The 25,974-nt window shown below is 65.0% G+C and carries 26 protein-coding genes; 11 read left to right on the top strand and 15 right to left on the bottom strand.

The window, feature by feature from the left end:
* Positions 1-105: 105 nt before the first annotated feature.
* Both CQ14_RS36210 and CQ14_RS36205 read left to right on the top strand, forming a co-directional pair.
* Positions 106-783, top strand: a complete 678-nt coding sequence (locus CQ14_RS36210; protein ID WP_057862515.1) for a response regulator — start codon at positions 106-108, stop codon at positions 781-783.
* Positions 780-2,741 (top strand): sensor histidine kinase, encoded by a 1,962-nt coding sequence (locus CQ14_RS36205; protein ID WP_057862514.1) that lies wholly within the window; start codon positions 780-782, stop codon positions 2,739-2,741. The genes CQ14_RS36210 and CQ14_RS36205 overlap by 4 nt, the downstream gene beginning before the upstream one ends.
* 15 nt (positions 2,742-2,756) lie before the next feature.
* Here CQ14_RS36205 and CQ14_RS36200 read toward each other — a convergent pair whose 3' ends face one another.
* Positions 2,757-3,047, bottom strand: a complete 291-nt coding sequence (locus CQ14_RS36200) for a hypothetical protein (protein WP_057862513.1) — start codon at positions 3,045-3,047, stop codon at positions 2,757-2,759.
* Positions 3,048-3,291: 244 nt separating this feature from the next.
* Here CQ14_RS36200 and CQ14_RS36195 point away from each other — a divergent pair, with 244 nt between their 5' ends.
* On the top strand, positions 3,292-3,528 hold the full coding sequence (locus CQ14_RS36195) for a cysteine rich repeat-containing protein (RefSeq protein WP_245320791.1): 237 nt from the start codon (positions 3,292-3,294) through the stop codon (positions 3,526-3,528).
* Positions 3,529-3,672: 144 nt separating this feature from the next.
* On the opposite strand, the gene CQ14_RS36190 is transcribed toward CQ14_RS36195, so the two are convergent.
* The 3 genes from CQ14_RS36190 to CQ14_RS36180 all read right to left on the bottom strand — a co-directional run bounded on the left by CQ14_RS36190 (position 3,673) and on the right by CQ14_RS36180 (position 5,620).
* Entirely contained in the window at positions 3,673-4,392 is a 720-nt protein-coding gene (locus CQ14_RS36190; protein WP_156435800.1) for a hypothetical protein, read from the bottom strand.
* 109 nt (positions 4,393-4,501) lie between these two features.
* Positions 4,502-5,242, bottom strand: coding sequence for a hypothetical protein (locus CQ14_RS36185; RefSeq protein WP_057862611.1), 741 nt, complete (start codon positions 5,240-5,242; stop codon positions 4,502-4,504).
* A gap of 129 nt (positions 5,243-5,371) precedes the next feature.
* Positions 5,372-5,620, bottom strand: a complete 249-nt coding sequence (locus tag CQ14_RS36180; protein ID WP_057862511.1) for a hypothetical protein — start codon at positions 5,618-5,620, stop codon at positions 5,372-5,374.
* Positions 5,621-5,765: 145 nt separating this feature from the next.
* Here CQ14_RS36180 and CQ14_RS36175 point away from each other — a divergent pair, with 145 nt between their 5' ends.
* Positions 5,766-6,416 carry a hypothetical protein gene (locus tag CQ14_RS36175; protein ID WP_057862510.1) on the top strand — a complete coding sequence of 217 codons (651 nt, stop codon included), beginning with the start codon at positions 5,766-5,768 and terminating at the stop codon, positions 6,414-6,416.
* On the opposite strand, the gene CQ14_RS36170 is transcribed toward CQ14_RS36175, so the two are convergent.
* Complete coding sequence (locus CQ14_RS36170) at positions 6,413-7,321, bottom strand: DMT family transporter (RefSeq protein ID WP_057862509.1); 909 nt, start codon at positions 7,319-7,321, stop codon at positions 6,413-6,415. The two genes, CQ14_RS36175 and CQ14_RS36170, sit on opposite strands and share 4 nt — an antisense overlap.
* Positions 7,322-7,416: 95 nt before the next feature.
* Here CQ14_RS36170 and pdxR point away from each other — a divergent pair, with 95 nt between their 5' ends.
* Positions 7,417-8,859, top strand: a complete 1,443-nt coding sequence (gene pdxR / locus CQ14_RS36165) for a MocR-like pyridoxine biosynthesis transcription factor PdxR (RefSeq protein ID WP_057862508.1) — start codon at positions 7,417-7,419, stop codon at positions 8,857-8,859.
* A gap of 12 nt (positions 8,860-8,871) precedes the next feature.
* Here pdxR and CQ14_RS36160 read toward each other — a convergent pair whose 3' ends face one another.
* Together CQ14_RS36160 and CQ14_RS36155 are read right to left on the bottom strand one after the other, a co-directional pair.
* Positions 8,872-11,205: a mechanosensitive ion channel domain-containing protein gene (locus CQ14_RS36160; protein ID WP_057862610.1), complete on the bottom strand. Its 2,334-nt coding sequence runs from the start codon at positions 11,203-11,205 to the stop codon at positions 8,872-8,874.
* Between the two features lie 216 nt (positions 11,206-11,421).
* Positions 11,422-12,402 (bottom strand): NAD(P)H-dependent flavin oxidoreductase, encoded by a 981-nt coding sequence (locus tag CQ14_RS36155; RefSeq protein WP_057862507.1) that lies wholly within the window; start codon positions 12,400-12,402, stop codon positions 11,422-11,424.
* A 98-nt stretch (positions 12,403-12,500) separates the two neighbouring features.
* Here CQ14_RS36155 and CQ14_RS36150 point away from each other — a divergent pair, with 98 nt between their 5' ends.
* Positions 12,501-14,063, top strand: a complete 1,563-nt coding sequence (locus CQ14_RS36150) for an AMP-binding protein (RefSeq protein WP_057862506.1) — start codon at positions 12,501-12,503, stop codon at positions 14,061-14,063.
* Positions 14,064-14,113: 50 nt separating this feature from the next.
* Here CQ14_RS36150 and CQ14_RS36145 read toward each other — a convergent pair whose 3' ends face one another.
* From CQ14_RS36145 to minC, 5 genes are all read right to left on the bottom strand, one after another.
* A complete protein-coding gene (locus CQ14_RS36145; protein WP_057862505.1) occupies positions 14,114-14,626 on the bottom strand; it encodes a cupin domain-containing protein in 513 nt (170 codons plus the stop codon).
* Positions 14,627-14,704: 78 nt separating this feature from the next.
* Positions 14,705-15,187: a GFA family protein gene (locus CQ14_RS36140; protein WP_063800465.1), complete on the bottom strand. Its 483-nt coding sequence runs from the start codon at positions 15,185-15,187 to the stop codon at positions 14,705-14,707.
* Positions 15,188-15,254: 67 nt separating this feature from the next.
* Positions 15,255-15,551, bottom strand: a complete 297-nt coding sequence (gene minE, locus CQ14_RS36135; RefSeq protein ID WP_156435798.1) for a cell division topological specificity factor MinE — start codon at positions 15,549-15,551, stop codon at positions 15,255-15,257.
* Complete coding sequence (minD, locus tag CQ14_RS36130; RefSeq protein WP_057862502.1) at positions 15,548-16,363, bottom strand: septum site-determining protein MinD; 816 nt, start codon at positions 16,361-16,363, stop codon at positions 15,548-15,550. Before minD ends, minE begins: the two co-directional genes overlap by 4 nt.
* A gap of 21 nt (positions 16,364-16,384) precedes the next feature.
* On the bottom strand, positions 16,385-17,083 hold the full coding sequence (gene minC, locus CQ14_RS36125) for a septum site-determining protein MinC (RefSeq protein WP_057862501.1): 699 nt from the start codon (positions 17,081-17,083) through the stop codon (positions 16,385-16,387).
* Between the two features lie 62 nt (positions 17,084-17,145).
* Between minC and CQ14_RS44215 the strand changes: the two genes are divergently transcribed.
* From CQ14_RS44215 to CQ14_RS36110, 4 genes are all read left to right on the top strand, one after another.
* Positions 17,146-17,283: a hypothetical protein gene (locus CQ14_RS44215; RefSeq protein ID WP_156435797.1), complete on the top strand. Its 138-nt coding sequence runs from the start codon at positions 17,146-17,148 to the stop codon at positions 17,281-17,283.
* Positions 17,284-17,428: 145 nt separating this feature from the next.
* Positions 17,429-18,217 (top strand): hypothetical protein, encoded by a 789-nt coding sequence (locus tag CQ14_RS36120; protein WP_245320790.1) that lies wholly within the window; start codon positions 17,429-17,431, stop codon positions 18,215-18,217.
* Positions 18,218-18,277: 60 nt separating this feature from the next.
* Positions 18,278-19,846 (top strand): ABC transporter substrate-binding protein, encoded by a 1,569-nt coding sequence (locus tag CQ14_RS36115; protein WP_245320789.1) that lies wholly within the window; start codon positions 18,278-18,280, stop codon positions 19,844-19,846.
* Positions 19,847-19,897: 51 nt separating this feature from the next.
* On the top strand, positions 19,898-21,532 hold the full coding sequence (locus CQ14_RS36110; RefSeq protein WP_082650175.1) for an ABC transporter substrate-binding protein: 1,635 nt from the start codon (positions 19,898-19,900) through the stop codon (positions 21,530-21,532).
* Positions 21,533-21,561: 29 nt separating this feature from the next.
* Here CQ14_RS36110 and CQ14_RS36105 read toward each other — a convergent pair whose 3' ends face one another.
* From CQ14_RS36105 to CQ14_RS36095, 3 genes are all read right to left on the bottom strand, one after another.
* Positions 21,562-22,335, bottom strand: coding sequence for a thioesterase family protein (locus CQ14_RS36105; RefSeq protein WP_057862498.1), 774 nt, complete (start codon positions 22,333-22,335; stop codon positions 21,562-21,564).
* Between the two features lie 121 nt (positions 22,336-22,456).
* Entirely contained in the window at positions 22,457-23,194 is a 738-nt protein-coding gene (locus tag CQ14_RS36100) for an SDR family NAD(P)-dependent oxidoreductase (RefSeq protein ID WP_057862497.1), read from the bottom strand.
* An 85-nt stretch (positions 23,195-23,279) separates the two neighbouring features.
* Positions 23,280-24,368: a substrate-binding domain-containing protein gene (locus tag CQ14_RS36095; RefSeq protein WP_057862496.1), complete on the bottom strand. Its 1,089-nt coding sequence runs from the start codon at positions 24,366-24,368 to the stop codon at positions 23,280-23,282.
* Between the two features lie 112 nt (positions 24,369-24,480).
* Between CQ14_RS36095 and CQ14_RS36090 the strand changes: the two genes are divergently transcribed.
* A complete protein-coding gene (locus tag CQ14_RS36090; RefSeq protein WP_057862608.1) occupies positions 24,481-25,968 on the top strand; it encodes an aldehyde dehydrogenase family protein in 1,488 nt (495 codons plus the stop codon).
* Positions 25,969-25,974 lie beyond the last annotated feature (6 nt).

Below are 25,974 nucleotides of genomic sequence, written 5' to 3'. Positions count from 1 at the left end.
CCTCCGAATCTCGTAAAAACCCCGCCCCATGAACATGGGTGTCGCAAAAAACAGCGGCGGCGTTACACTTGGCCGGGCTGCAGGGACAGCGGCCGGAGTTTTCAGATGAATTCATTGAGCGAGGGGGCGAAAGCCGAGGCCATCACGGTCGTGCTGCTCGAGGACGACGCGCCGACGCTTTGGCGGCTGCAGGACGCCCTGACCAAGGCCGGGTATCAGGTGAAGGCCGCGGGCACGCTGGCCGAAGCGCGCGCCTGTCTCGCACAGGGTGCACCAAAAGTGCTGCTGACCGACCTACAATTGCCCGACGGCCATGGCGTCGACCTGATCCGGGAAACCCGGCGGCGCTTTCCCGACACCGAGATCATGGTGATCTCGATCCTCGGCGACGAGGAAAGCGTGATTTCGGCGATCACCGTCGGCGCCACAGGCTATCTGCTCAAGGACGCATTCCCGACCGATATCGCCGCCACCGTGCGCGACCTCGTCGCCGGGCATTCGCCGATCTCGGCCTCGATCGCGCGGTTCATCGTGCGGCGGACCCAGAGCACGCCCGAGCCGCCGCCCGGCCCCGCGCTCAACACCACCAAGCTGACGCCGCGCGAGATCGATATTCTCTGGGGCATCGCCAAGGGTTTCAGCTACGCCGAGATCGCCAGCCATCTCGGCCTGTCGCGCCAGACCGTGCCCGGGCATATCAAGAACATCTATCGCAAGCTCGAAGTCCATACCCGGGGCGAGGCGGTGTTCGAGGCGGTCCAGCAGGGCTTGATCAAGCTGTGAACGATCACGCCGACGACGCGCAACCGGAGCTGCCCGGCCGCGAGCGGCGGCGGCTGCAATCGTCTCGTCTGATTCAATACCTTCTGCTGCAGGCGGTGATCGCTGGCGGCTGCGTCGTGGCGCTGCTGCAGTCGCTGCCGGGGCCTCCCGCGCAGTATCAGATGACGGCGTTTCAGCTCAGCCAGGCCGGCATCGAGCGGGCGGTGACGCTGCCCTATTTCTCGCCGCGCCGGGACGCGATGAACGACCCGCCCCGCTTCAGCGCGCAATTCGTCCGCCCGTCCGGCGAGGCCGCGCAGCCCTGGTCGGTGTTTCTGCCGCGCTTCACCAACGGCGTCGAGGTCAGCGTCAACGATGTCGTGATCCTCGACAGCCGGCGCGATCCCACGGCCAACCGGCCCGACCGCAACACGCCGGCGATCGCGGTGATCCCGGCATCGGTATTGCGCGACGGCGACAACGCCATCTCGATCCGCCTGTTCATCTGGGGCCCGATCACGGGCTTCCTCGATCGCATCTGGGTCGGCCCGGATGAACTGTTGCGCCCGAGCTATGATCTGAGGACTTTGGTCTTCGTCACACTGCCGGTGGTGTTCTCGTCCTGGCAGGCGATCCTGGCGGTCATCCTCGGCATCATGTGGGTGATGCGGCGCCACGAGGCGGCCTACGGCGTGCTCGCGGCAGCGATGGCGGTCGGTGTCGGACAGGCCTTTCTGCAGACACCGATGGGCGGGGAAACGCCGCTCTCCAAGCTCAACGTGATCCTGATTTCCTCCGCGCCGATCGAAAGCGCATTGGTGCTGACATTCGCGCTGTTGTTTTCGGGATGGAAATGGCAGCGCTATGGCTGGATCCTTTTCATTCCCGGCGTGCTGCTGGCGCTTGCCGGCCTGTTCGGCAACCAGGCGATGGTGCGCGCGCTGTTCCTGATTCTCGCGGTGCCGATGGTCGGCATCTCGCTTCTGATCATGGCTATCGTCACGGCGCGCTCAGCGTTGAGACGGCCGAACGTCGCGAGCCTCCTGCTCGGCTGCGCGGTCACGATCATGCTGACCTGCTGGATCGCGGATCTGCTCTCGGTGTTCCAGATGACGCCGAACCGAATCTTCACCGCGCGCCTGTCCTATTCGGCGATGCTGGTCGCGATCGGCGCGGGATTGACGTGGCGGTTTGCGCGGGCGCTGAACCAGGTCGACGGCTTTGCCGGCCGCCTGGTCACCCAGGTGCGCGAGGCAGAGGAAAAGCTGAAGGTCAGTTTCGCCCGCGAGGAGGAGCGTGCCCGCGCCGCCGCACTGGCGCGCGAGCGCACGCGGCTGATGCGCGACCTGCATGACGGCCTCGGCGGCCAGCTCGTCAGCATCGTGGCCTTGAGCGAGCGCGGCAACGGCAGCGCGGGTATCGGCGATGCCGCGCGCGCGGCGCTGAAGGATCTGCGCCTCGTCATCGACTCCATGGACGACATCGGCGGCGATTTGATGCTGGCGCTGGGCTCCTGGCGCGAACGCGCGATGGCGCAGTTGCGTCCGCACGACATCGCGCTGGACTGGCGCGCGGTCACGCCGCAGGGCCTGCCGGTTCACCCCGAGCTGCGACCCTGGCATGTGATCCAGATCGTGCGGCTGCTGGATGAGGCCGTGACCAACGCGGTCAAGCATGCCAATGCGAAGCGTATCACGGTGAGGATCGAGACGCTGGCCGGCACCGATGGCCTCGAGCGCGGCTGCATCACCGTCGAGGATGACGGCAAGGGTTTTGAGATCACGTCGGATGGCGCAGCAGCAGGCGCCATAAAGGCGGCGCGCGGCCTGCGCAACATGCGAAGCCGCGCTGCGCGCTGTGGCGCGGAGCTGGAACTGAGCTCCTGCGCCCAAGGGGCTGATCATGGGACCGATCAAGGTACGCGCGTGAGATTGACACTGCCCCACCGCTTTCCCGACAGCGACGGCGCTGCCGGTTAGCTTTGCGTATTTGCCTCAGCGGCGGCCGACGCGGTTGACCGGGCCGCCGCGGTTCATCGGGGTACCGGGGCGGACGCCGACGCCAGGCGCACCGACGCCGACAGCGCCGACGCCGACGACCGGTGTGGCAACCACCGCTCTCGCGACCGGCGTCGGCCGCGCCACGCAGCCCTTCGGCACGCCGACCGTCTTGCAATAAACCACCGCGGCCTGGGCCGAACTTGCGCCGCCCAGCGCGAACGAAGCGAGCGCAGAGAACGCCGCGAGCGTCAGACCAGCGCTCAGCCAACCTGTCTTCTTCACCATGTGTAATCTCTCCCGAATTGGGCGTGCAGCTCCTTCGCGGTGTGCCGATCGCTCACCGCAGCCGACGCAGGATGTACATGGTCCATCGCAGCGCGCGGCAACATCCCATGAAAATGGTGTCGGGCTGACGCGGGCGGCTTGCGCGCGATTTCCGACGCCCATGAACATGGCATGGACCGGCGACGCAACCTCGACGAGTTTTCGCGCGCTTTCAAAGCCCTCCATTCTCGTCAAAAGGTGATCCATGATGAAATCAATCCATGCCGCGGCTGCCACGCTGATCTTCTCCCTCGCCGCCGCTTCGCTGGCCCAGGCGCAATCCGGACCGTCCCCGCAGGAGCAGATGGCCTGCCGCTCGGATGCCGGAAAATTCTGCGCCGAACATATCGGCAAGCCGCCGCAGATGAACGCCTGCCTGAAAGCGAACAAGGCGAACCTCTCGGAAGCCTGCCGCAAGGTGGTGGAATCGCGCGGCGGCTAGGACGTACTTGTTGGTTTGATGTGATGCGTGTGATGCGGGGTCTATGTCGCGCGACGATTGGGCCCCGGCTCTGCGATGCAGCGTTTCACGCTGCATCGCGTCCGGCACACCGAAGGCTACGCTGCGGCGATTGCTCTGGTCGGATCAATCCTGATCGAACAGCCTGATCCGCGGACCTTCGACGCGCGCCGGTTCGGCGAACAGATCTCTCGGCCCGGGCTCTTCCCGGATCCGAATGCGCCGCGGCTCAGTCTCTTCGCGGATCCGATCCTCGACGGCATCCAATTCCTGCTCACGCGGCTGGCGCAGCCGGCGCTTGTCGGCCCAGCGCTGGCGACGCTCGGCGCGCCGCTGTTCGGCGGCAGCGCGCCTGAGGTCGGCGTCGCGCGCCTTGGCAAACGCGTCCTGCGTCTGCGGCGCGGTGCTCCTTTCGCTCGCCTGCTCGGCAGGCTTCGTAGCGCGCGGCGCGGGTTCTGCCGGCTGCACCGGAGCCGCGTTGTTACTCGCTACGTTGTTGTTGGCCGACTTCTCTTCGGCGGGAGCGTTGTTGACAGGCGGTGCTGCGTTGACAGGCGCCGCGGCGGTTTGCGGCTGTGTTTGCGCCTGCTGCTGTGCCGGCACGGTAGCGGGATTGGCTGGAGCGGGATTCGCAGCGGCGGCGGCTGTTGCCGCGGCCTGAGGCACTGGCTCCGCCGGCTGCGTGGCGACGGGAATCGACTCCGCCGACATCCTGCGTTCCAGCTTGGAAACCGCCTGCGTCGGCGGGCTGACGATGTTCGCGGCAAAATATCCGCCGCCAAGGCCAGCAGCGACCGCCACGACCACGGTTCCTACCCCGGCAAAATAGGCGGTTGCTGTACGCATCATCAATCTCCCTCATCCTCGCGGGCAACGCGTGGGGAGGGACGATGTTCCTGTACGATGTTGTGTGTGGGTAAGACGTCTGGAACCAGCGGCCGCTTACGCTCGCCGCTCAGATCATTGCGGCGACTTTTTCCAGGCCGATGATGCGGGCCAGCGAGCGGACTTCGCTCTTCTGGTCTTCGCGCAACTGGAACAGCAGCGGCATCGCCGCCGATTTCAATTGCTGGACTTCCGCGGAGTCGGGATCGATCGGCACGCCCGTCGCGTTCGGATTAGCCTGGCGGCCTGCATGAATCTTGCGGGCGACGGCGCGCAGCGCGGTCTCCACCGGCGGCCAATAGGACTCCTGCGACGCGGACAGTTTCAGGCGCTCCTTGATGCCGGCGATCTGGACGTCGCTGAGCAGGGCGTAGCTTTTCTGCGGCTGCGGCTTGGCGGCCGCCTTGGGCTCAGTGGTCTTGGGCTCACTGGTCTTGGGCTCGGCGGCCTTGGGCTTGGCGGGCGCAGGCACGGTGATCGGCGCGAGAGCCTGTGTCGTGGACGGAGCGGCGGGCGCCGCGATCTCCTTGGGCATGCCGAGATCGGCGGGCGACGTCGAGGCATAGGCCCGGCGCAGCGATTCGCTCAGCGCCGCATCCATCGGCTGAGGTTCAAGCGCGGCGGTAGCGTAGGTGATGACCGCGAGGCGATCCTTCTTGCTCTCCTTGTTCGAGACCGGAGCCTGGACGGTGGAAGCCGACGCCAGCTCGAACCGGGCGGCAGGTACGCTGTCGCGGCCAACAATGGCAGTGACGGCGGCGCCGACCACGAGAAAACAGAGCAGCGCGACGATCGTCATGGTTTTGGTCAAAAAGGTCTCCATTCCCGCCGACGTTTGGCCCTTTTGCCAAAAACTGGATGACAAATGAGGCTTTACGATGCCGGCGGGCACGCCGAAGTGATCGAAAAGCTGGGAAAATCGCCCAGAATCAGCCCCGAATCAGGCTGCAACGGCCAATTCGTACGCCTCCTGGATATCGGCAACGATATCGGACGCCTCCCACAGGGCGTCGGGAGCGATCGTCTGCAGGGTGACGGTCCAGTTGCCCTTGCGGTTGCGCGGCATCTTGACGATGTCGAACTCGATCCCACGGCACAGCGGATGCCGGTCGAGCGCAAAAGTCACCCGCAACCGGAGCTCCTCGAGGGTGGCCAGGGTCTTCTCAGCAAGATGCCGTTCGAAATCCATTTCGGTGCCCCTTCGATTTGCCGGCCGGCCGGCCGTGGCGGCCGACCGTCCTCTGGGGCTATTGTTGGGGCCGATATGGTTAACGGCGCGTTAAGCCTCGCCCTGGCACGGGGCTGGACCGTAAGCGGAAACGGAACGGCCCGGCATGGCTGAAGCGATACCCCAGACCACGACGGCCGTGCCCGGACCGTCAGTTCGCGCCGCGCTGGTGGCGGCGATCGCGATTTCAACCTTCACGCTGGTGATCGCGATCTTCGAACTGTCGATGGCGGACTGGCCGTCCGGCTTCGTCCTGCTCGTCATCGTGCCGCTGTTGGCGCTATTGTTCTTCGGCTGCATCGTGTGGTCGGCGACGCTGCTCGTGAAGATCCGAGCTGGCGGCGCGAAGTTCGCCCTCCCCTTCCTGATCTGCGCGCTGACGCTCGCCATTCTCGCCTATGCACCGCTGCACCAGATCGCGCTGCAGCAGAATTTCTACTGGCACCGCGACAGCCGCGAGCGGATCGTGGCCCGCGTCGAAGCCGGCGAGCTGAAGCCCAACGTCTCCTACGACAAGAGCCTGATCGCGCTCGGCGACCGCGGCCCCAGCGTGTCGGTCGGCAACGACATCGTTGTCGACGAGACCGATCAAGGCACCTATGTGCTGTTTCTGACCTCGCGCGGGCTGAAGCACTATTTCACCGGCTTCCTGCACGTGCCGCCGGGCAGTGATCCCAAGAACTTCTTCGAGTTCAAGCACAAGCCGCCGAGCCAGTTCGTCCGCTATGGCGAGCGTTGGTATTTCGTGGCGAACTAGACCGTCTTTTCGCGAAGCGAGCCGCCGGCGACGGTGCCGAGCGCGATGCCGCCGATGATCAGCGCCATCGCCAGAAACAGCGAGGGTTCCAGCGGTTCGTGCAGGATCGCGGTGGCGCTGACGATGCCGAGCAGCGGCGTCGCCAGCAGGCACAGCGAGGTGGTGACGGCCGGCAGGCTGCGGTTCACCATGGTCATCGCCCAGTTGGCGAATGCCGTGCAGACGATGCCGCTATAGAGCATCAGCGCGGCAAGACGCCCCGTCCACGCGATATGCGGCGGACCTTCGGCGAGCCATGCGATGAGCGACAGCAGCGCTGCCGCCAGCAGCACCTGCCAGAACACGAGCTGAAAGGGCGTCGAGATCCACCGGTGCGCCCGGACGTAAACGATATTGCCGGCCCAACAGAACGCCGCGAGCAGGATCAGGCCGCTGCCGAACAACGCCTGACGATCGCTCCAGTCCAGCGTCTGCGGATTGAAGATGATGGCAAGCCCCGCCAGGCCGAACACGATCCCGAGCGCGCGGCGGCGCGTGATCTCCTCCGACAGCAACATGGCTGCTCCGATCGCGACCCAGATCGGCGTCGTGTAGCCGAGCACGATTGCCCTGCCCGCCGGCACGAATTGCAGCCCGGCTGCGACCAGCGCCGAAAACGCCACCAGATGCAGGATCGAGGTGCAGAACACCACCGGCAGGTCGCCGCGCTTCGGCACGATGAACATCCCTTGCGCCCACAACATCGGTGCCAGCGTTGCCGCCGCGATCATGCAGCGTATCGCCGTCGCCCATAGCGGCGGCACGTCGTGCACGATCAGCTTCGTCACCGGCCAGTTGGTCCCCCACGCCAGCACGACGCCGCCGAGCAGCACCGCCGCGTTGCGGGTTGAAAGTCCACTGGCCATCTCGCACACGCCCCGTCATCAGCCGACCTGTATTGCCTAGCCTTTCAACTGGCTCTACTGAAAGAACCAGTCTTGGCAATTTATTAGGGCCAGTTATGGATGACTTGCTGCCTGGCATGCTGCATCTGGCGCGCGACGGCGGCGAGACGCTGACCCGCCAGCTCACCGACCAGTTGCGGCGCCTCATCGCCGACGGGCGGCTGGCGCCCGGTCAGCGCCTGCCGTCGAGCCGGCAGCTGGCGCAATCGCTCGCGCTTTCGCGTAACACCGTCTCGTTCGCGATCGAGCAATTGGCCGCGGAAGGCTATCTCGCGCTGTCTGCCGGACGCCGTCCGATCGTCGCCGAAGGCCTGTCGCTCGATCGTAACAAGCCGTCATCGCGAAGCAGCCGCAGCGGAGGCGCGCGGATAAGCGTGTCGGCCTGGGCGAGCAGCCTTCAACAGTCGATCTGGCCGCCGATCCATAAGGAGCGGCCGCGGCCGTTTCAGCCGGGGCTGGCTGATGAGCGCGAGTTTCCGCACGACGAGTGGAGCCGCTGCCTGCGGCGCGGGGCGCGGAACGCACCGTCACGCCGCGATCGCCCCATCAACCATCCGCCGCTGCAGGAAGCCTTGCTCAGGCATCTCGTGGTTCATCGCGGGATCAAGGCCGTGGCCAGGCAAATCCTGCTCGTCCCCACAGCGCAGGCCGGCTTGGCTCTGGTCGCCAATGCGCTGCTCGAACCGGGTGATCACGCCTGGGTCGAAAGTCCGGGCTACGGCGGCGCCAACGTCGCCTTCAGTGCCGCTGGCGCCATCGTCTCGGCCATCCCACTCGACGCGCAGGGCATGACCGTTGCCCCACGCAAGGAGGCGCCCCGGCTGATCTTCGTCACCCCGTCGCACCAATATCCGACCGGACGGCTGATGCCGATCGGCCGCCGTCTCGACCTTCTCCGCTTCGCCGAAGCCGCGGGCGCCTGCATCATCGAAGATGACTATGACGGTGAATTCCATTACGAGGCACGCCCAGTGGCCGCGCTGCAGGGGCTCGCACCGTCACCACGCGTGTTCTATCTCGGCACCTTCTCGAAAGCGACCTATGCGGACATTCGCGCTGGATACGTCGTCGTGCCGGAAGCGCTGATCGACATCTTTGAACTCGCGCAACGGCACATGGGATTATTGACCTCGATCACGATTCAGGATGCGCTGGCCGAATTCATCAGTGCGGGCTCCTATCTCGGACATATCAGAAAGATGACGCGTCTCTACAAGGGACGGCGCAATCGCATGCTGCAGGCGCTCGCCGCTGAGGCCGGCGACCGGCTCACCGTCGAGGCCCCGGCCGGAGGCATGCAGTTGCTGGCAAGGTGCCGTCCTCAAATCAACGACCAGCAACTATCAGCGCGGCTACTCGAGGCAGGCGTCGTCAGCCGGGCGCTAACGAGAATGCTGTACCACAAGACCGCAGAGCGCGGCCTGTTCCTCGGCTTCGCTGCGTGGAACGACAAGGAGATCGACAAAGCCGCGCGAATTCTGGGACGGATCGTGCGCTAGAGCAGCCGCGAGCTATCCCGCCGCCCGCCGAGGCATCGCATCCGAGGCGATTTCGGCAGGCGCGGGCACCTGCATCAGAATGGTCTGGCCGCCGGGCGCAATTTCGATACCGCGCTCCTGGAAGCGGCGCTTCATGCGGCGGTTGAATTCGCGCTGCACCGGCCAGCGGCCGGCGTCGGTGCAGCGAATCTGGCCGACGATCGAGGCCATCGAGCCGTCCACCTTGTCGACGCCCCACAATTCGAGATCGCCGCGGATCAAATGCCGGTATTCGGGCTCGTTGCGCATCTCGGCGACGATATCCTTGAGGATCTCGCCGGCACGGTCGGTGTCTTCCTTGTAGGAAACGTTGACACTGACCGCCGCATTGCCGGCGCCGCGGCTCGAATTGGTGATCGTCGTCACTGCGCTGAAAGGCACGATATGCACCGAGCCGTCGCCAGCGCGCAGGCGCAGGGTGCGGATCGATACGTTCTCCACCACCCCCGACAGGCCCGAGAGCGTGACATTGTCGCCGACCTGCACGGTGTTCTCGAGCAGCAGGAACAGCCCCGTGATGAGGTCCTGCACCAGTTTCTGCGAACCGAAGCCGATGGCGATACCGACGATGCCGGCGCCGGCGAGCAATGGCGCGACATTGACCCCGATTTCGCTGAGCGCAGTGAGGCCGACCACCGTGATGATCAGGCCGAGCAGCGCCGTTCGCAGCATCGGCTGGAAGGTGCGCAGGCGCGCCGCGCGCACATAGTGGCCGTCGCGCGAGAGCGCACTGATCTGGCGATCCATCAGCGCGTTGCTGATCTCCCAGATCGCCGCCGCAGCCAGCGCAGCGATGCCGATCGTCACCACGGCCGACAACAACCGGCTGCCGATCTGGCCACCGTAGAACCAGACGATGGCATCGACGCCCCAGACTTCCAGCAGCGCAACAAGGCCGATGAAGGCGATCGCCGCCGAGATGATGTTGCGGAGCAGCGGCAGATAGCGGTTGGCGCGGGCCTCCAGGCCCGGGAAGCGCTGCAGCAGATCCGGGCTGATGCGGAAGCCGCGATCGATCAGGCTCAGCACCAGCATGGTGGCGAGCCGCACGACCAGGGCGACGGCGATGGTGCCGACGAAATACTGCAGCAGCAGCGCATAGCCGTTGCGGATGTTGAGCGCCCATACCGCCCACAAAGCGAGGTCGAGCGCGATCGCAAGATAGTGCCACAGGCCGGCGACGCGGTTACGCGCCCTCGCCGCGGCGCCCTCGCGACCGGCCGGCGCACGAATGGCGTCGGCAACCGGCTTCCGGCATTGCAGGATAATGACGACGATGAAGAGGTGCACGACCAGCATCACCAGGCGCAGCAGCGCGGCGTAGCCGGAGCGGTGCAGGCCCAGCAGCAGCGCCACATTGGCGAACGCGATGCCGGAGACGCCGACGGCGACGATGCGCCGTGCCCAGATCTCGATATAGGCCGCGGTCTCGGCGCGAACGCGAAACAGGCCGAACGGCCCGGCCAGCGCCCGCACGACGCAAATCAGCACACGCGACAGCGCATAGGCGTTGACCACCGCAAGGATCACCAGGCGGGGCGTCGGGAGATCGCCGATCTCCGTGCCCAGCAGCATCGTGGCGATGCCGAGAAAGACGAGCACCGGGAGCAGTTCGAGCGCGAGACGTCCCAGCACGAAGGGCAGCCTGACCAGCGACTGCCAGGCGCGTGCCAGGCCGAGGCGCCGCCGCTGCAACTCGGGCGCAGGCGTGACGTCGGCCACGGACGAGGGCGGATCGGCGATCGCCAGCGTCTGCGCCGGCGCGCGCGCCGCTTGCGGCAGCCGCGCTTCCAGGAGCGCCACCGGCCGCTTGATCAGACGGAACGCCAGCCATTCGGCGGCGAAGGCGCAGAGGAACACCAGCGCCAGCTTCCACGCGATATCGAGCAACTGTTGATAGGCTGACGGATCCTGGGCGGTGCGCAGGAACCACCAGTAGAACGCGCGATAGTGCGTCAGCGTGCGCGCGATGTCGGCGACCTCCCGCGAGATCTCGCGAACCTGTTCGGACACCATCAGCAGGAGTTGCGCGCCAAGGCTATCCGCCTCCAGCGGCACGGCGGATTTGTTTTCGGCTGCGGCTTGCGGCTGCTGCGGGGCATTGGCGACTGCGCGCAGCGTCTCGATCATCTCGGCGCGCTTCTTGTCATCGGAAAGCGCTTCGAGCGCCTGCTTCGCCTGATCGGGCGTCAGCGCGCCGGCCTTGTCAGCGGCGGAGGAAGCCGGCGGAGCGGCGGGCTGAGCGAAGGCCGGAAGTGAAAGCAGCGCTAAGGCGAGGAGGACCGACGGCAGGAGCTTGTGCGACACGAAGACCTCTTTTGGAAAAAATGCGCCCGACAGCAAAACCGGAACCGGCCTCGCCTTCGCGCGTGCGTCATGTCGGATCGTCCGTTTTCGCCGTGATCTTGTGTCGGAAGTTTGCCACTGCGGCGGTTTTCTCTTGGCATTTACTCCTGGCGCCGCGCTTGATCGCCGGAGTTCCGCAATGGCTACGAATCCTGTGAAAGGCGCGAGCCTCTCGCCCTAACCCAGTCGTATGCGAGCTGAGGCTTCACGATACTCCGCGAGCGTGCGCGCGATCATCTCGTCAGCAGAGAGCAGTTCGCCCACGCCCGACACGGAATGCCCCGCGCTCCAGATGTCCTTCCAGCGCTTCGGGCGATTTTCGCGCGCGCCGATGTCGATATCCTCAGCGATATCGATCGCGCCACGTTGCGGCAGATTGTCGGGATCGAGGCCCGCGGCCTCGATCGACGGGCGCAGCATGTTGGTCTGCAATCCCGTGAACGCCGTGGTCAGCAGCACGTCGTCGGCGCTGCTGTTGACCAGCATCTGCTTGTATCGCTCATCCGCCATGCTCTCGCGGGTGGCGATGAACTTGGTGCCCATATAGGCGAGGTCGCAACCGAGCGCCTCGGCGGCGCGCAGGGCGTGGCCGTCGGCGATGCCGCCTGCCAGCACCAGCGGCCCATCGAAGAAGGCGCGCACCGCGCGCACGAACACGAAGGGATTGAGCCAGCCGGTCTGCCCGCCGGCGCCGGCCGTCAGCAGCACCAATCCGTCCGCGCCGGCAGCGACCGCGCGTTCAGCATGGCGGATGGAGGCGACATCGGCAAACACCAGCGCGCCGGCCTCACGCAGCGGCCTGATTACCGGCGCCGGCGAGCCGACCGAGGTGATCACCATTTCGGGGAGGTGCCGCAGCAGCACTTGCAGATCCTGTTCCAGCCGCGCATTAGAGCGGTGCACGATCAAATTCGCGCAGACCGGCGCGGCAGGTTTGCCGCTGGCATCCGCATGCGCCTTCAGCCGGCTATCGATATCCGTCAGCCATTCATCGAGCTGTTCGGAACTGCGGCAGTTCACTGTCGGAAACGCGCCGATCACGCCGTTGCGGCAGGCGGCTACCACCAGCTCGACACCGGAGACGAGAAACATCGGCGCCGCGATCAGCGGCAGGCTGAGTCGGTCGCGAAAGCGCGAGAGCGGATCGGCGGATGGCAAGGCGTATCTTCCCGGCTTGAGCAGCGCATCTGTTGTGCTAGCGTTGTGGACAGATTGGCACGGGCGAAGGCCAATTACAAAACAGCGGGAGGAAGAAGATGGGCAATCCGCTCTATGCGTTTCCGGCGGCATGCGAGCAGACCTTGCGGGCGCTGGCGCGATACCCTGAACGCACCGCATTCAGTTGGCCGGGCGGATCGATCACCTATCGCGGCGCGACCGACATGATCGGGCGCATGCAATCCGTATTCATGCAGCTCGGCTTTGCGCCCGGCACCCGCGTCGCCCTTCTCACCGCCAACCGCGCCGATGCCTGGTGCGCCGGCTGCGCCGCGCAATTGTCGCGGCTGGCAATCACCTCGCTGCATCCCCTGGGGTCGCTGGAAGACCAGCTGTTTCACCTGGAAGATTCCGAAGCGCAGATGCTGGTAGTCGACGGCGTCACGTTCCGCGATCGCGGCGGTGAACTCGCCGCCAGGGCATCGGGCCTGAAGACCGTCTTCACGCTTGGCCCGACGGATTACGGCGCCGACCTGCTACAGGCGATCGACGCCGCGGGCAGCGCCACGGCGCGCAATTTCGCCGGCCTGGACGACGTCGCAACGCTGAACTACACCGGCGGCACGACAGGCAAATCCAAGGGCGCGTTGCGCCATCACCGCGAGACCAGCGGTGCCGCCAATGCGATCCTCGCCGATTTCGAAATTCCGGATACACCGAGCTATCTGACGGTGGCGCCAATCAGCCATGTCGCCGGGACAAAGGTGCTGCCGACCCTGATGCGCGGCGGCACCGTGCACATGTTGAAGGGTTTCGATCCGGAGGCGGTGTTCAGGACGATCGAGCGCGAGCGCATCAATTTCACGTTGCTCGTGCCGACGATGATTTACGTGATGCTGGATCACCCCGAGCTCGACAAGACCGACCTCTCCTCGCTTGAATTGCTGCTCTATGGCGCGTCAGCGATGTCGCCGAGCCGGCTGGTCGAGGGCATCGAGCGGATCGGGCCGGTATTCTCGCAGCTCTACGGCCAGACCGAATGCTATCCGGTGTCGGTGCTGCGCAAGGCCGACCACGATCCCAGGACGCCCGAATTGTTCCTGTCCTGCGGCTTTCCGATCGCGGCCTGCCAAGTGAAGATCCTCGACAATGACGACCGGGAAGTCGCAACCGGCGAAGCCGGCGAGATCTGCGTGCGCGGCACGCATGTGATGGCCGAATACTGGAAGCGGCCTGAGACAACCGCGGAAACGCTGAAGAATGGCTGGCTGCATACCGGCGATATCGCGCGGACCGATGAGCGCGGCTACATGTTCATCCTCGATCGCAAGAAGGACATGATCGTCTCCGGCGGCTTCAACATCTATCCGCGCGAGGTCGAGGATGTGCTGTCGCAGCATGCCGACGTCGCCATGGTTGCGGTCGTCGGCGTACCCGACGACAAATGGGGCGAGGCTGTCACAGCCGTGATCGTCGCCCGCGAGGGTGCGCACCCGAACGCGGACGAACTGATCAACCTCGTCAAGGCAAAGAAGGGCTCGGCGCACGCGCCGAAGCACATCAATTTCGTTAAGGAGTTGCCGACGACCGCGGTCGGCAAGATCGACAAGAAAGTGCTGAAGGCCGGCTTCTGGACCGGCCGCGACCGGATGGTGGGATAGCGGCCTTCGGCCAGGGCAAGCGAGCCGCGGCGATTGGCCGGTCTGGCCGGTTAATTTACCGGCTGCGGAAAATTGCGGATGTCGGCGGCGACGTTCGGAAATTCTTCCGTCAGAAGCTCCGGCTTGCCGAGTTCGACGTCGGCGGGTATCACCCCCGGCCATTCCGTACTGGCGCCGAGGAACCAGCGCTTGCTGCCGATGATGCGCGCCGTGTGAAAGGTGTTGCCCGGTATCAGCAACTGCACGTGGTGGCCCGCTCGCAGATCGGGTCCGACGATGACGTGCTCGCCCTGCCCGCGCAGCAATAGCACCTCGATCGGATCTCCGAGATAGTAGTGATAGAGTTGATCGTTGCGGATCCGGTGCAGCCGCACCGGCGCCTGCGGCGTCACCATGAAGTACAGCGCCGACCCCAGCGGGCGCCCATCGGCAAACGGCGCCGGCAGTCCGCCTGGAGCGATTTCCTGCGTCGCACGATACGTCTCGCGGACGAAACCGCAGGTGGCATTCGGCTCAAGGCAGAGCAGTTTCAGAATTTCATCCGCCGTCATATCGTTGGTCATTGTGCTGCGCCCGTTTGTGTTTCCGCCGCGCCTGCCGATTCAGAGACGGGGATATTCAACCCCAGCAGAGCGCGGCATTCAATCGGCCGCGTCAGCCCAGCGGGCCCGCCATGCCGGCAGCAGGCTTCCCCAACCGTTCGGCTGGGTCTCGAAACACTGCGCGCCAGCCGCTGGTTGCACCCATGGCTGCGCGCTGCGCGTAAAGAAATGCGCGGCCGGCATCAGCCACGATGTGTCATCGAGGGTTCCGGCGCGAAGACTGACGGTTTCGGGCCGTCCGTCACGTTCGCCATACAGCCGTGTGCCGCAGTTTCCGCAAAACCGCGAAATGACCGGCGTGCCGTTGGGCGAGGTATGATGCCAGCCATGCGGCTCGCCCTGCAGGATGCGAAAATCCGCATACTTCACTGGCATGTTCAGCGCGAACGCACTGCCGGTCTGGCGCTGGCAATCGGTACAGTTGCAGGTGTAGAGCAGCAACGGAAACGACGTGATCTCGTAACGGATCGCGCCGCACTGGCAGCCGCCGGTCATGGGAAGCGAGGGTCGTGTCGATGTCATGGTCAATGCCGGGTGAAGGTTATCCCATCACCCTATCGGCAAATCAGTCGTCGATCGATCCCCTGGTTCAGCCGGCCATGCGCCTTTCGGCGATCGCTTTCGACTTGTCGAAATTGTTTGGCACTTCGATGTCGACTTCCAGCGTCGAGACGGTCTTGCCCCGCTCCAGCTTGACGAGCACCTTGTCCGGGTCGAGCGCCACATGCTTCGAAACGACGGCGAGAATTTCCTCGCGCAGCGTGACCAGAAGGTCCGACTGGCCGAGCAGCCCGCGCTCATGCGACAGCAGAATCTGCAACCGCTCCCGCGCAACCGGGGCGGTCGCATTACGGCCGCCAAACAGCCGCAGCAGCCTCATGCTCATGCAGCCCTCCGTCCCAGCAGCCGGTTCATGAAGCCCCTGCGCTCGGCCGGAACGACCATGGCGACCTGCTCGCCCATCAGGCGACGCGAGGCGTCGACATAGGCGCGGGCCGGCGCGCTGTCGGCATCGTTCAGGGTCACCGGCGTGCCGACGTTGGACGCTTTAAGCACGTCCTGGCTCTCTGGGATGATGCCGAGCAGCGGAGTCGCAAGGATTTCCAGGATGTCGTCGATATTGAGCATTTCGCCGCGCGCGGCGCGCGCCGGGTCGTAGCGGGTGATCAGTACGTGCTTCTCCACCCGTTCGCCGCGCTCCGCCCTCACCGTCTTCGAATCGAGCATGCCGATGATGCGGTCGGAATCGCGCACCGAGGAAACCTCGGGATTGGTGACGATGACCGCCTCGTCGGCATAGCGCATGGCAAGCGTCGCGCCGCGCTCGATGCCGGCCGGGCTGTCGCACAGGATCCAGTCGAACCGGCTCCTGAGTTCGCCGATGACGCGGCCGACGCCCTCGTCGGTCAGCGCGTCCTTGTCGCGGGTCTGGGAAGCCGGCAGCAGCCAGAGATTTTCCAGCCGCTTGTCGCGGATCAAGGCCTGCGGCAGCTTGGCGACGCCCTGCACCACGTTGATGAGGTCGAACACCACACGGCGCTCTGCACCCATCACCAGATCGAGGTTGCGCAGGCCGACGTCGAAATCGACCACCACGACGCTTTGTCCGCTTTGCGCAAGCGCCGCACCGAGCGCGGCGGTCGAGGTGGTTTTTCCAACGCCTCCCTTGCCTGAGGTAACGACCAGAACCTTGGCCATACTTGATCTCCTTAGAGCCGGTTAATTCAGCGGGGTAATTTTCATGGTGTCGCCTTCCAGCCAGGCCTGCGCCGGACGGTTGCGAAGCGAGTCGTCGATTTCTTCTGCAGTCTGGTAGTAGCCGTCGATGGCCAGCAGTTCGGCCTCGATCTTCTGGCAATAGATCCGCGCGTTGGAATTGCCGTTGACGCCCGCCATCGCGCGGCCGCGGAGCGTTCCGTAGACGTGGATCGATCCGCCGGCGACGATCTCCGCGCCCGACCCGACCGAACCCAACACCGTTACATCGCCCTCCATGAAGACGATGGACTGGCCCGAGCGCACCGGGGTATCGAGCAAGAGCGAGGTCGGTTTCGGCTTCTCGGGCTCCGGCTTCTGCGCCGGCTCGTTGCGCGTGATCACGCAGGCGCGGCCGCCGGTCAGCAAAGGCGGCATGTTCGCCGCGAGGCGCTCTTCCTCCACGCCCTCGATGCCGAGGACGCGGATGTTGCGTTCGCCGAGGCTGCCGAGCAGATGGCCGATGGCGGCGCTACTGAGATCGACGGCGGAGAGATCGAGCACGATCGGCTTGCCGACAAAGTAGCCGGGCGAGCGCGCCAGCGTGGCGTCGATCTCGGCGAGCCATTCCACGATCGGCACGACCGGACTGAATACGAAAGCGACATACGAACGGCCGCGCAGCCGGACCAGTTGACGCGTGGTATCCGCTCGGACGTCCATGTGCTCGACTCGCCTTTCTTAGTGAATGGTTAAGATCGGCGAACTTGGTTAACGAGTACTTAATGCGAAAACCCGCGCTGCGCGCAGAAAACAGCGAAACGGGCGGCGAATCCGGCGCATTTGTGGCCGATTCTTGCTGCCGGCCGCGCGGCGCGCGCGCCAAAGTCTTTGAAAACAAGGATCTTGTGAGTTGTAGTTAACAGAAGCTCAACTTACTTTCGTCACGTTTCCGACCTAAATTAGTCCTCGCGCGGTTCCAACAAACTTACGTGTGCTGGCGGATTGATGGGTCCGGCAGTTCCAATTTTGTCGGACAGACGGGCATTTGCCGGCAGGGACGAGGCAGTGGAAGCCGTGGGCAGGGTGTGGCCGCGAGACGAGATCTCGCAGACAGGTGGCGTTGAACAAAAGGACGATACCTCGCTACCTGATTCACAGCTTCCAACCGCGCTCGACAGCGGACTGGAAGCGGGCGTGGATGATCCTGCGCGCCTTTTCCATGACCTGGAACTCCTGTCCGACACGTCCACTGCCGTTCCGCCGCCAGACAATCCGCCGGGTCACCCGCCAAGCGTCATCAGGAGTGAGCGTATGAGTAGTGTGAGTGAGCAGGACCATATCAATCCCCGCGACCCCCTGTACTATGCGCCGCGCTGGCTACGTGAGCGGTCTGCGGCGCGCGCAGCGAGCCCCGAGACGCCGTTCTCTCCGGCGTCGTTCGATACCCAACTCGAGAGCGCCGTATCCGATGCGCTGCGCCATCCCCTCGATCCTGAGATCATGCGCGAACCCGACCTGGAATCGAAGAAGGCATTGTGGAGCGTCGCGGCGCGCTTCGCCGGCGCCATCGGCGTCGCCGCGCTCGTAGCACTGTTCTTCGTCGTCGCGGTGCCGGGATCGCGGCAAAGCGACGGTGAGCCGTCGACGTCCACCGGCATCGTACAGTCGATCAAGGCTGCCCTGTTCCAATCCGGCGAGACCTCGCCTAAGCCCGCGATCAGCGAGTTCCAGTCCCTTCTCGCCTCCACGCCGCCGAGCGCTCCGCCGTCGCCGGATCAGTCGCAATTGCTCAAGCAGTTCATGCAGTGGCACGAGAAGCCGGACCAGGCCTCGCCACAACGCACCACCCCATGATCCAGACGGCGGGCCGATAATGCCCGGCTTTCTGTGATCTTGTTCTCAAGGAGTTTTGCCATGACCTCGCATCGGATCACCTTACTGGTCGGTGCCGTGCTCCTCGGCATCGCGGGCAGCGCCCAGGCAGCCGGCGACATCGCAATCGTGCGCGATCTTGCGGGCCGCGTCGGCCCCGTGATCGGCTCGGCCCAGGCCTGCCGCGACATTGCGCGTCCGCGCATCCAGACCATCGTCGACAAGTTTACACAGGTAATCCGGGAGGCCTCGTCCAACGAGGCCGAGCGTTCCGATCTCACCCAGGTGTTCGATCGCAGCGTCGCCGACGGCCGCACCGCCGTCAGCTCGGGCAAGATCGATTGCATCCGGGCCGACCGTCAGCTCGCCGATCTCGAGCGCTCGATCTCGGGACCGAGCCTCTCCAGCGTCATCGGCCCCTCGCCTGCAGCGGCGGCAACCGCCGCGAATGCGGCGACCGCGCCGACCGCCCCGGTCCCGACCGGGCCGCTGCCGCGCGGCATCGGCGAAAAGGAAATCCGCTTCGGCATCGCAGCGCCCTTCTCCGGCTCGGCCCGCGAGCTCGGACGTCAGATGAAGCTCGGCATCGAAACCGCCTTCAACCGGATCAACGATGCCGGCGGCGTCGACGGGCGGATACTCAAACTGTTTGCGGCCGACGACGGCTACGAGCCCTCGCGCACTGCCGAGGCCATGAAGCAGCTCTACGAAAAGGACCAGGTGTTCGGCATCGTCGGCAATGTCGGTACGCCGACCGCGGCGGTCGCGATACCCTACGCGCTCGAGCGCCGGATGCTGTTCTTCGGGGCGTTCACCGGCGCCAACATCCTGCGCAACGATCCGCCGGATCGCTACGTCTTCAACTATCGCGCCAGCTACGTTCAGGAAACCGACGCGGTCGTCCGCTATCTCGTCAAGATCCGCCGGCTGCAGCCGCGGCAGATCGCGGTGTTTGCGCAGCAGGATTCCTACGGCGACGCCGGATTTCAGGGGGTCGCCAAGGCGTTCCGATCGATGGGCGCGAACGACGGCGCCATCCTGCGGCTCAACTATGCACGAAACACCGTCGACGTGGACGAAGCGATCAACCAGTTGAAGGTGGCGAAGCCGCCGATCAAGGCGGTCGTCATGGTCGCCACCTATCGGGCCGCGGCGCGGTTCATCGAGAAGACGCGCGATGTCTATCCCGGCTTGATCTACTCCAACGTCTCGTTCGTCGGCTCCACCGCGCTCGCCGAAGAACTGAAGCTGCTGGGGCCGCGCTACACCAACGGCGTGATCGTGACGCAGGTGGTGCCCGCGGTGTCGGGCTACTCATCGGCCGTGCTTGAATACAAGAACGCGCTCGCCAAATATTTCCCTGGCGAAGCGCCCGACTACGTGTCGTTCGAGGGCTATGTCGCCGCCAACGTCCTGATCGCAGGCATCAAGCGGACCGGCCCGCAGCTCGACACGGAGAAGCTGATCGACACGTTGGAGACCATGCGCAATCTCGACCTCGGTCTCGGGACCCAGCTGAGCTTCGGCCGCTCCGAGCATCAGGCATCGAACAAGGTATGGGGTACGGCGCTCGACGAAAGCGGACGTTACCAGCCGCTCGACCTCGAATGATCAAGACACTACCGACGCAGCCGCATCGTCAGGGCAATTATTGCGCCCTCGATGCGGCGCGCCGGGATTCCAGGAAACTTCGATCCCGAACATTTAGACCAAAAGAGTTGTGTCGTGAGTATTTCAGTAAGCTTGCGCCGGATTGCGTTTTTACCTAGTGCCTTTTTCATAACAGCCGCCAACGCGGCCCCCGGCGACAAAATCGACCTCGTCCGCGACCTTGCCAGCCGCGTCGGACCGGTAATCGGTTCGGCGCTGTCCTGCACCGATATTGCCCGGCCGCGCATCCAAACGGTCATCGAGAAATTTGCTGGCGTCATTCGCGATGCTGCCTCCGCCGAGGCGCAGCGCTCCGAACTCGCGCAATTGTTCGACCGCAGCGTTGCGGACGGCCGCAATGCGGTCGCGACGGGAAGGATGGATTGCAAGCTGGCGGAGCGCCGGCTGGCTGATCTCGAACAGTCGCTCAGCCCATCCGCTCCGGCTCCCGCCGCGGCCACCCCCGCGCCGGCTTTCGCCCCGGCACCGCCGCCCCCGGCGGTCAGCTTCGGAAATCCGGTCAGCACGGTCCGCGGCGTATCCGACAACGAAATCCGCTTCGGCATCACGGCGGCCTTCACCGGCCCGGTACGGGAGCGCGGCCGCCAGATGAAGATCGGCATCGATGCGGCGTTCAACCGCGTCAACGATTCCGGCGGCATCGGCGGCCGGATGCTCAAGCTGATCGCCGCCGACGATGGCAACGAGCCGGCGCGCACGCTCCAGGCCGTGCGGCAGCTCTACGAGAAGGACCAGATCTTCGGCATCATCGGCAGCATCGGCACGGCAACCGCCGCCGTTGCGGTGCCCTTTGCGCTGGAGCGGCGGATGCTGTTCTTCGGGGCCTATACCGGCGGCAATGTCGTGCGCCGCGATCCGCCCGACCGCTATGTCTTCAACTACCGCCCGAGCTATGCCGAGGAGGCCGACGCCGCGGTGCGCTATCTGGTGAAGATACGCCGCATTCCGGTCCGGCAGATCGCCGTGTTCGCCCAGCAGGACGATCTCGGCGATGCCGGGTTCGCCGGCGTCGCCAAGGCCTATCGCGCGCTCGGCATCAACGACAGCGCGCTCCTGCGGCTCAACTACCCGCGCAACACCATCGAGGTCGACGAGGCAGTCAACCTGCTGAGGCTGCAAAAGGTGCCGGTCAAGGCGATCATCATGGCCGCCTCCTATCGGGCCGCCGCCAAATTCATCGAGAAGACGCGCAACCTCTATCCCGAGATGATCTTCACCAGCATTTCCGGCGTCGGCGGTTCGTCGCTCGCCGAGGAGCTGAAGCTGCTGGGACCGCGTTACACGACAGGCGTTCTCGTCACCCAGGTGGTGCCGGCGGTTTCGGGACATTCGAGCGCAGTGCTCGAATACAAGAATGCGTTGGCCAAATATTTTCCCGGCGAGGCGCCGGACTATGCCTCGATCGAAGGCTTCGTCGCAGCCAGCATCCTGATCGACGCGCTCAAGCGTACCGGCGCGCAGCTCGATACCGAAAAGCTGGTCGATGCGCTGGAGGCCACCCGCAATCTCGATCTCGGCCTCGGCGTACAGCTCGGCTTCGGCCGTTCCGATCACACGGCCTCGCACAAGATCTGGGGCACGGCGCTCGACGAGAGCGGCCGTTTCCAGCCGGTCGATCTTGAATAGGCCGCGATCGAAAAGATAGCGGTACGCGGTCAGCGCTTTTCGATGACGAGACTCTGGATGGCGCGGCCAAAATAGCCGAGCTCGTCGGCGAGCCGCGCCATCGCGAGCCCCGCGCCGTCAGGACCGATCCACGACTCGGCATCGAGCAGGACCCAGTCACCGACCGGCTCGCGGGAAAAATTCACCGTGAGATCGGCGTTGAGAAAGGTCCATTCGCGAAAATCCAGCACCGCCGAGGTGCCGTTGCAGAAGTCCGCCGCCGCCATCGCCCGCATCGCCTGCGAAGCGAGCGACCCCTCTACGATCGGCCGGTCGACGCGATACCAGATCGCGCCGGGTCCCGGCACGCCGAAGCGGCCGCGGGCGGTGCGCAGCGACATGCCGGTGACGAAAGGGCTCGAGGAGAAGTCAACGTGCTCGACGCGCGACTGGTCCGGCCCCGGCAGTTCGACCGGCTCTATCGCTGCCTCTGATGGCAATGCGTGGGACTGCACCTTGATCTTCAGCACCGTCGCGCTGACCACGACAACACCATTAGCCAACAGCCTGACGCCGCAGAGCTGGATCTTGCGTCCCTCACGCAGCACCTCGGTCTCGATAATCAGCGCCGCCACCGGCACGGGGCGCATCAGGTCGACGGTCACGCGCGCGACACGCATCGGTACCTGTGTCGGAATCCGCTCGGCTGCCCACACGACCAGCGCCGCCGGCGGCGAACCGTGCTGCATGCTCGGGTCCCATGGCCCTGCCGCAAAGGGGCTGGTGACGACGTTGTTGCCGTCGACGCGAAAGATGGCATCCATTGCCTGAGAAATCCTGTCGATCAAGGGAACCGCTTCTTGCCTGCTTCGGCGTGACGAGTCGAGACCACGGCAGGCAGAGCGCCGTGCGTCATTCGCGGAAGGTGATGAGCAAGGCAGCGCGTCAAATGAACGCCATGCCGCCGTTGAGGACGATGGTCTGTCCGGTCATGTAGCTGTTGCCGAGCACCATCGTGACGGCTTGCGCGACCTCATCGGCCTGGCCCATGCGCCCGAGCGGGATATTGCGCGCCAGATCGGTGCGGCCGCCCATCATGTCTGTTGCGATCAGCGATGGCGCCACCGCGTTGACAGTGATGCCTTCCTTGACCAGCCGCGCCGCGTAGCCGCGCGTCAGTCCCTCCATGCCGGCCTTGGAGGCGTTGTAGTGCACGCCGATGGCGCCGGCGCCGCGCGCCGCGCCGGAGGAGATGTTGACGATACGGCCCCATTTGCGCGCCCGCATCGCCGGCAGCACGGCCTGGGTGCACAGGAAGGCCGATTTCAGATTCACCGTGATGGTGCGGTCGAAATCATCTTCGGTGAGGTCGTCGACGCCGCGCACGATCGCGATGCCGGCATTGTTGACGAGAATGTCGACTGGGCCGAGCGCGGCCGTGACCTGCTCGACCATTGCGGCGACGGAAGCGGCCTGCGAGACGTCGGCCGCGACGGCGATAGCGCGGCCGCCGTTCGCCTTGATCCTGGCGACGACGGCCTCGGCATCCCCTCCCCGTTCGCGATAATTGACCGCGACGGCGGCGCCGGCCTTGGCCAAAGCCAACGCGACCGCCGCACCGATGCCGCGGGACGCGCCCGTCACCAGCGCCACATGCGCGCTCAGATTCTGTTCGTTTGCCATCGAAACCTCACGTCAAAAGCAGATGCAATCATATCACTGCGGAAGAGCGCGAGTCGAAGCGCTGACGACGTACGCCGGCAGAACATCAGGTCGCGTTCGACCCCACGCTCTCCAGAAACTCCTTTACGGTATCGACCGTTCCGGTGCGGGTTGCGACATAGCCGGGCAGGCTCGCGACCCCCTGCTGAAACTCGCGGCCCTTCATGATGTCGAGAACGCGCCGCATCGGCTCCGTCTCCAGAAATGCGCGCTTGCAGACGAAGAAATAATCCTCCGTCAGCAGCCGGATGAAATCGAGCCCGAACTGCCGGGCCGCCGCCTCGACGCCGAAGCTGACATCCGCCATGCCGCTCGCAACATAGGCGGCGACGGCGGCGTGGGTGAATTCCATCTGCTGCGCGCCGTTGATTTTGGCCTCGTCGATTTTGTGCAGCGCCAGCAACTGGTCGAACAGCAGGCGCGTGCCGGAATCATGATCGCGGTTGACGAAGCGCGCCTTGCGCTCGACGACATCCTCGAGCGTGCTGATGTCAAGCGGATTGCCGCGCTTGACCATCAGCCCCATCTCGCGCGTCACAAAACTGATCACGCGGTCCTCGCGCGGATCGAGCCATTCCCGGCAGGCGCGGATGCCCTGCGCGCGCAATTCGCCGCGCGGCAGATGCACGCCGGAAAGATCGCAGGCGCCCTGCGCCAGCGACACGAGCGAATTCTGATTGCTGACATAGCGCAGATCGACGCCGATGCCGGGTTCGCGGTCGAGCAATTCGCGCAGTTTGGAAACCGCGAAACCGTGGCTGGCGTGGACCCGGATCACGGACGGACGTTGATGGAGGAACGGCTTGATCTCGGTTGCGAGTTCCTGCGCGAGATTTTCGAGCTGCGGACCAAGGCGTGCCTGCATGCGCTCGCCGGCCCACACCAGTTTTTCGCCAAAGGCGGTCAGCACCGTGCCCTTGCCGCGATGGGTCTCGACCAGCGGCACGCCGAAAAAATCGGACCATTGCTCGACCAGATTCCAGACGTGCCGATAGGAAAGCTGGGCGTGCTTTGCGGCATTGGTGAGTTTTCCGGTCTTCCGGATTTCATTGAGAACGCCAAGCATCACCACCGCGGTCTGCGGACTGCCTTCCTTGTGAAAGCGCCAGACGGTCTCGATCTCAATGTGGTGCATTGGCGAACCTATGAAGTTGGCTGCATATCTCAGCGGCTCATAGGCAGACCATATCATATTTACTGCGGGAATTAACCTCCTAAGGTTAGGCGTAACAAACGGAGGAAATATGATGTCGATTGCATATGATTATTCCCGTGAGCCGATCCCTGCCGTTCCCTCAGCCAAGCCGCGGCTGCTGCTGATCGACGGCCAGCATGTCCCGTCCCTTTCCGGGCGCACGTTCAAGACGCTCAATCCCGCCACCGAACAGGTCATCGCCACGGTCGCGGAAGGCAACGAGGTCGATGTCGATCGTGCAGTCGCGGCCGCCCGCCGCGCCTTCGAGGGGCCGTGGCGCAGCATGCGCGCCTCCGAGCGCGGCCAGATCCTGCTCCGGCTCGTCGACCTGATGAAGCAGCATGCGGACGAAATCGCAGCACTCGAAAGTCTCGACGCCGGCAAGCCGATCGCGGGCGTGCTGCGGCAGGACCTCCCCGCCGCCATCGATACGCTGACCTACTATGCCGGCTGGGCCGACAAGATCTCTGGCGAAGTGGTGTCGACGCGGGATGATGCGCTGACCTACACGGTGCGCGAACCGGTCGGCGTGGTCGCGGCGATCGTTCCCTGGAATTTCCCGCTGATGATCGGAATGTGGAAACTGGCGCCTGCGCTGGCCTGTGGCTGCACGATCGTAATGAAGCCCGCGGAGCTGACCTCACTTTCCGCGTTGCGGATCGGCGAGCTGGCGCTTCAGGCTGGCCTGCCGCCAGGCGTGCTCAACATCGTCACCGGTCCCGGCCGGGTGGTCGGCGACGCGCTGGTCAACCATCCCGACGTGGACAAGGTGACGTTCACGGGCTCGCCGGGCGTCGGCCGCGGCATCCTGCGCGGCGCGGCCGGCAACTTCAAACGCGTGTCGCTCGAGCTCGGTGGCAAGTCCGCCAACGTCATCTTCGACGACGCGGATATCGAGGCGGCCAGCAAGGCGGCGGCATCAGGGATCTTCTTCAATGCCGGACAGGTGTGCTCGGCGGGATCGCGCGTGCTGGCCCATGAGAAGGTCTACGACGAAGTGGTCGAGCGGCTGACGCAGCGGGCCAGGGCGATCCGCATCGGCGATCCCGCCGACCGCGCCACGACAATGGGACCGGTCATCTCCGAGAAACAGATGAAGAGCATTCTCGACTATGTCGACATCGGCCGCAACGAAGGCGCTTTCCTGACGACCGGCGGCGAGCGCGTCGGCGACCGCGGCTACTTCGTCAGCCCCGCCGTGTTCGCCAACGTCAAACACGAGATGCGCATCTCGCAGGAAGAAATCTTCGGGCCTGTGGTCAGCGTCATCAAGTTCAGCGACGAAGCCGACGCGCTACGCATCGCCAATGGCACGGCCTACAGCCTTGCCGCCGGCGTCTGGAGCCGCGACATCGGACGCGTGCAGCGTTTCGCCAGGAAGGCAAATGCTGGCACGGTCTGGATCAACACCTATGGCTATACCGATGTGCGATTGCCATGGGGCGGTGTGCGCGATTCAGGCCTCGGCCGCGAGCACGGCACGGCGGCGCTGGAGAATTTCACCGAGCCGAAGGCTGTCTGGATGAATTTGAGCGTGTGAGCGCCA

It is taken from the genome of Bradyrhizobium lablabi, from assembly GCF_001440475.1.
Taxonomy (GTDB): Bacteria; Pseudomonadota; Alphaproteobacteria; order Rhizobiales; family Xanthobacteraceae; genus Bradyrhizobium; species Bradyrhizobium lablabi.
The sequence above is the reverse complement of the archived record's forward strand: the minus strand, read 5'-3'. Positions and strand labels throughout refer to the sequence as shown.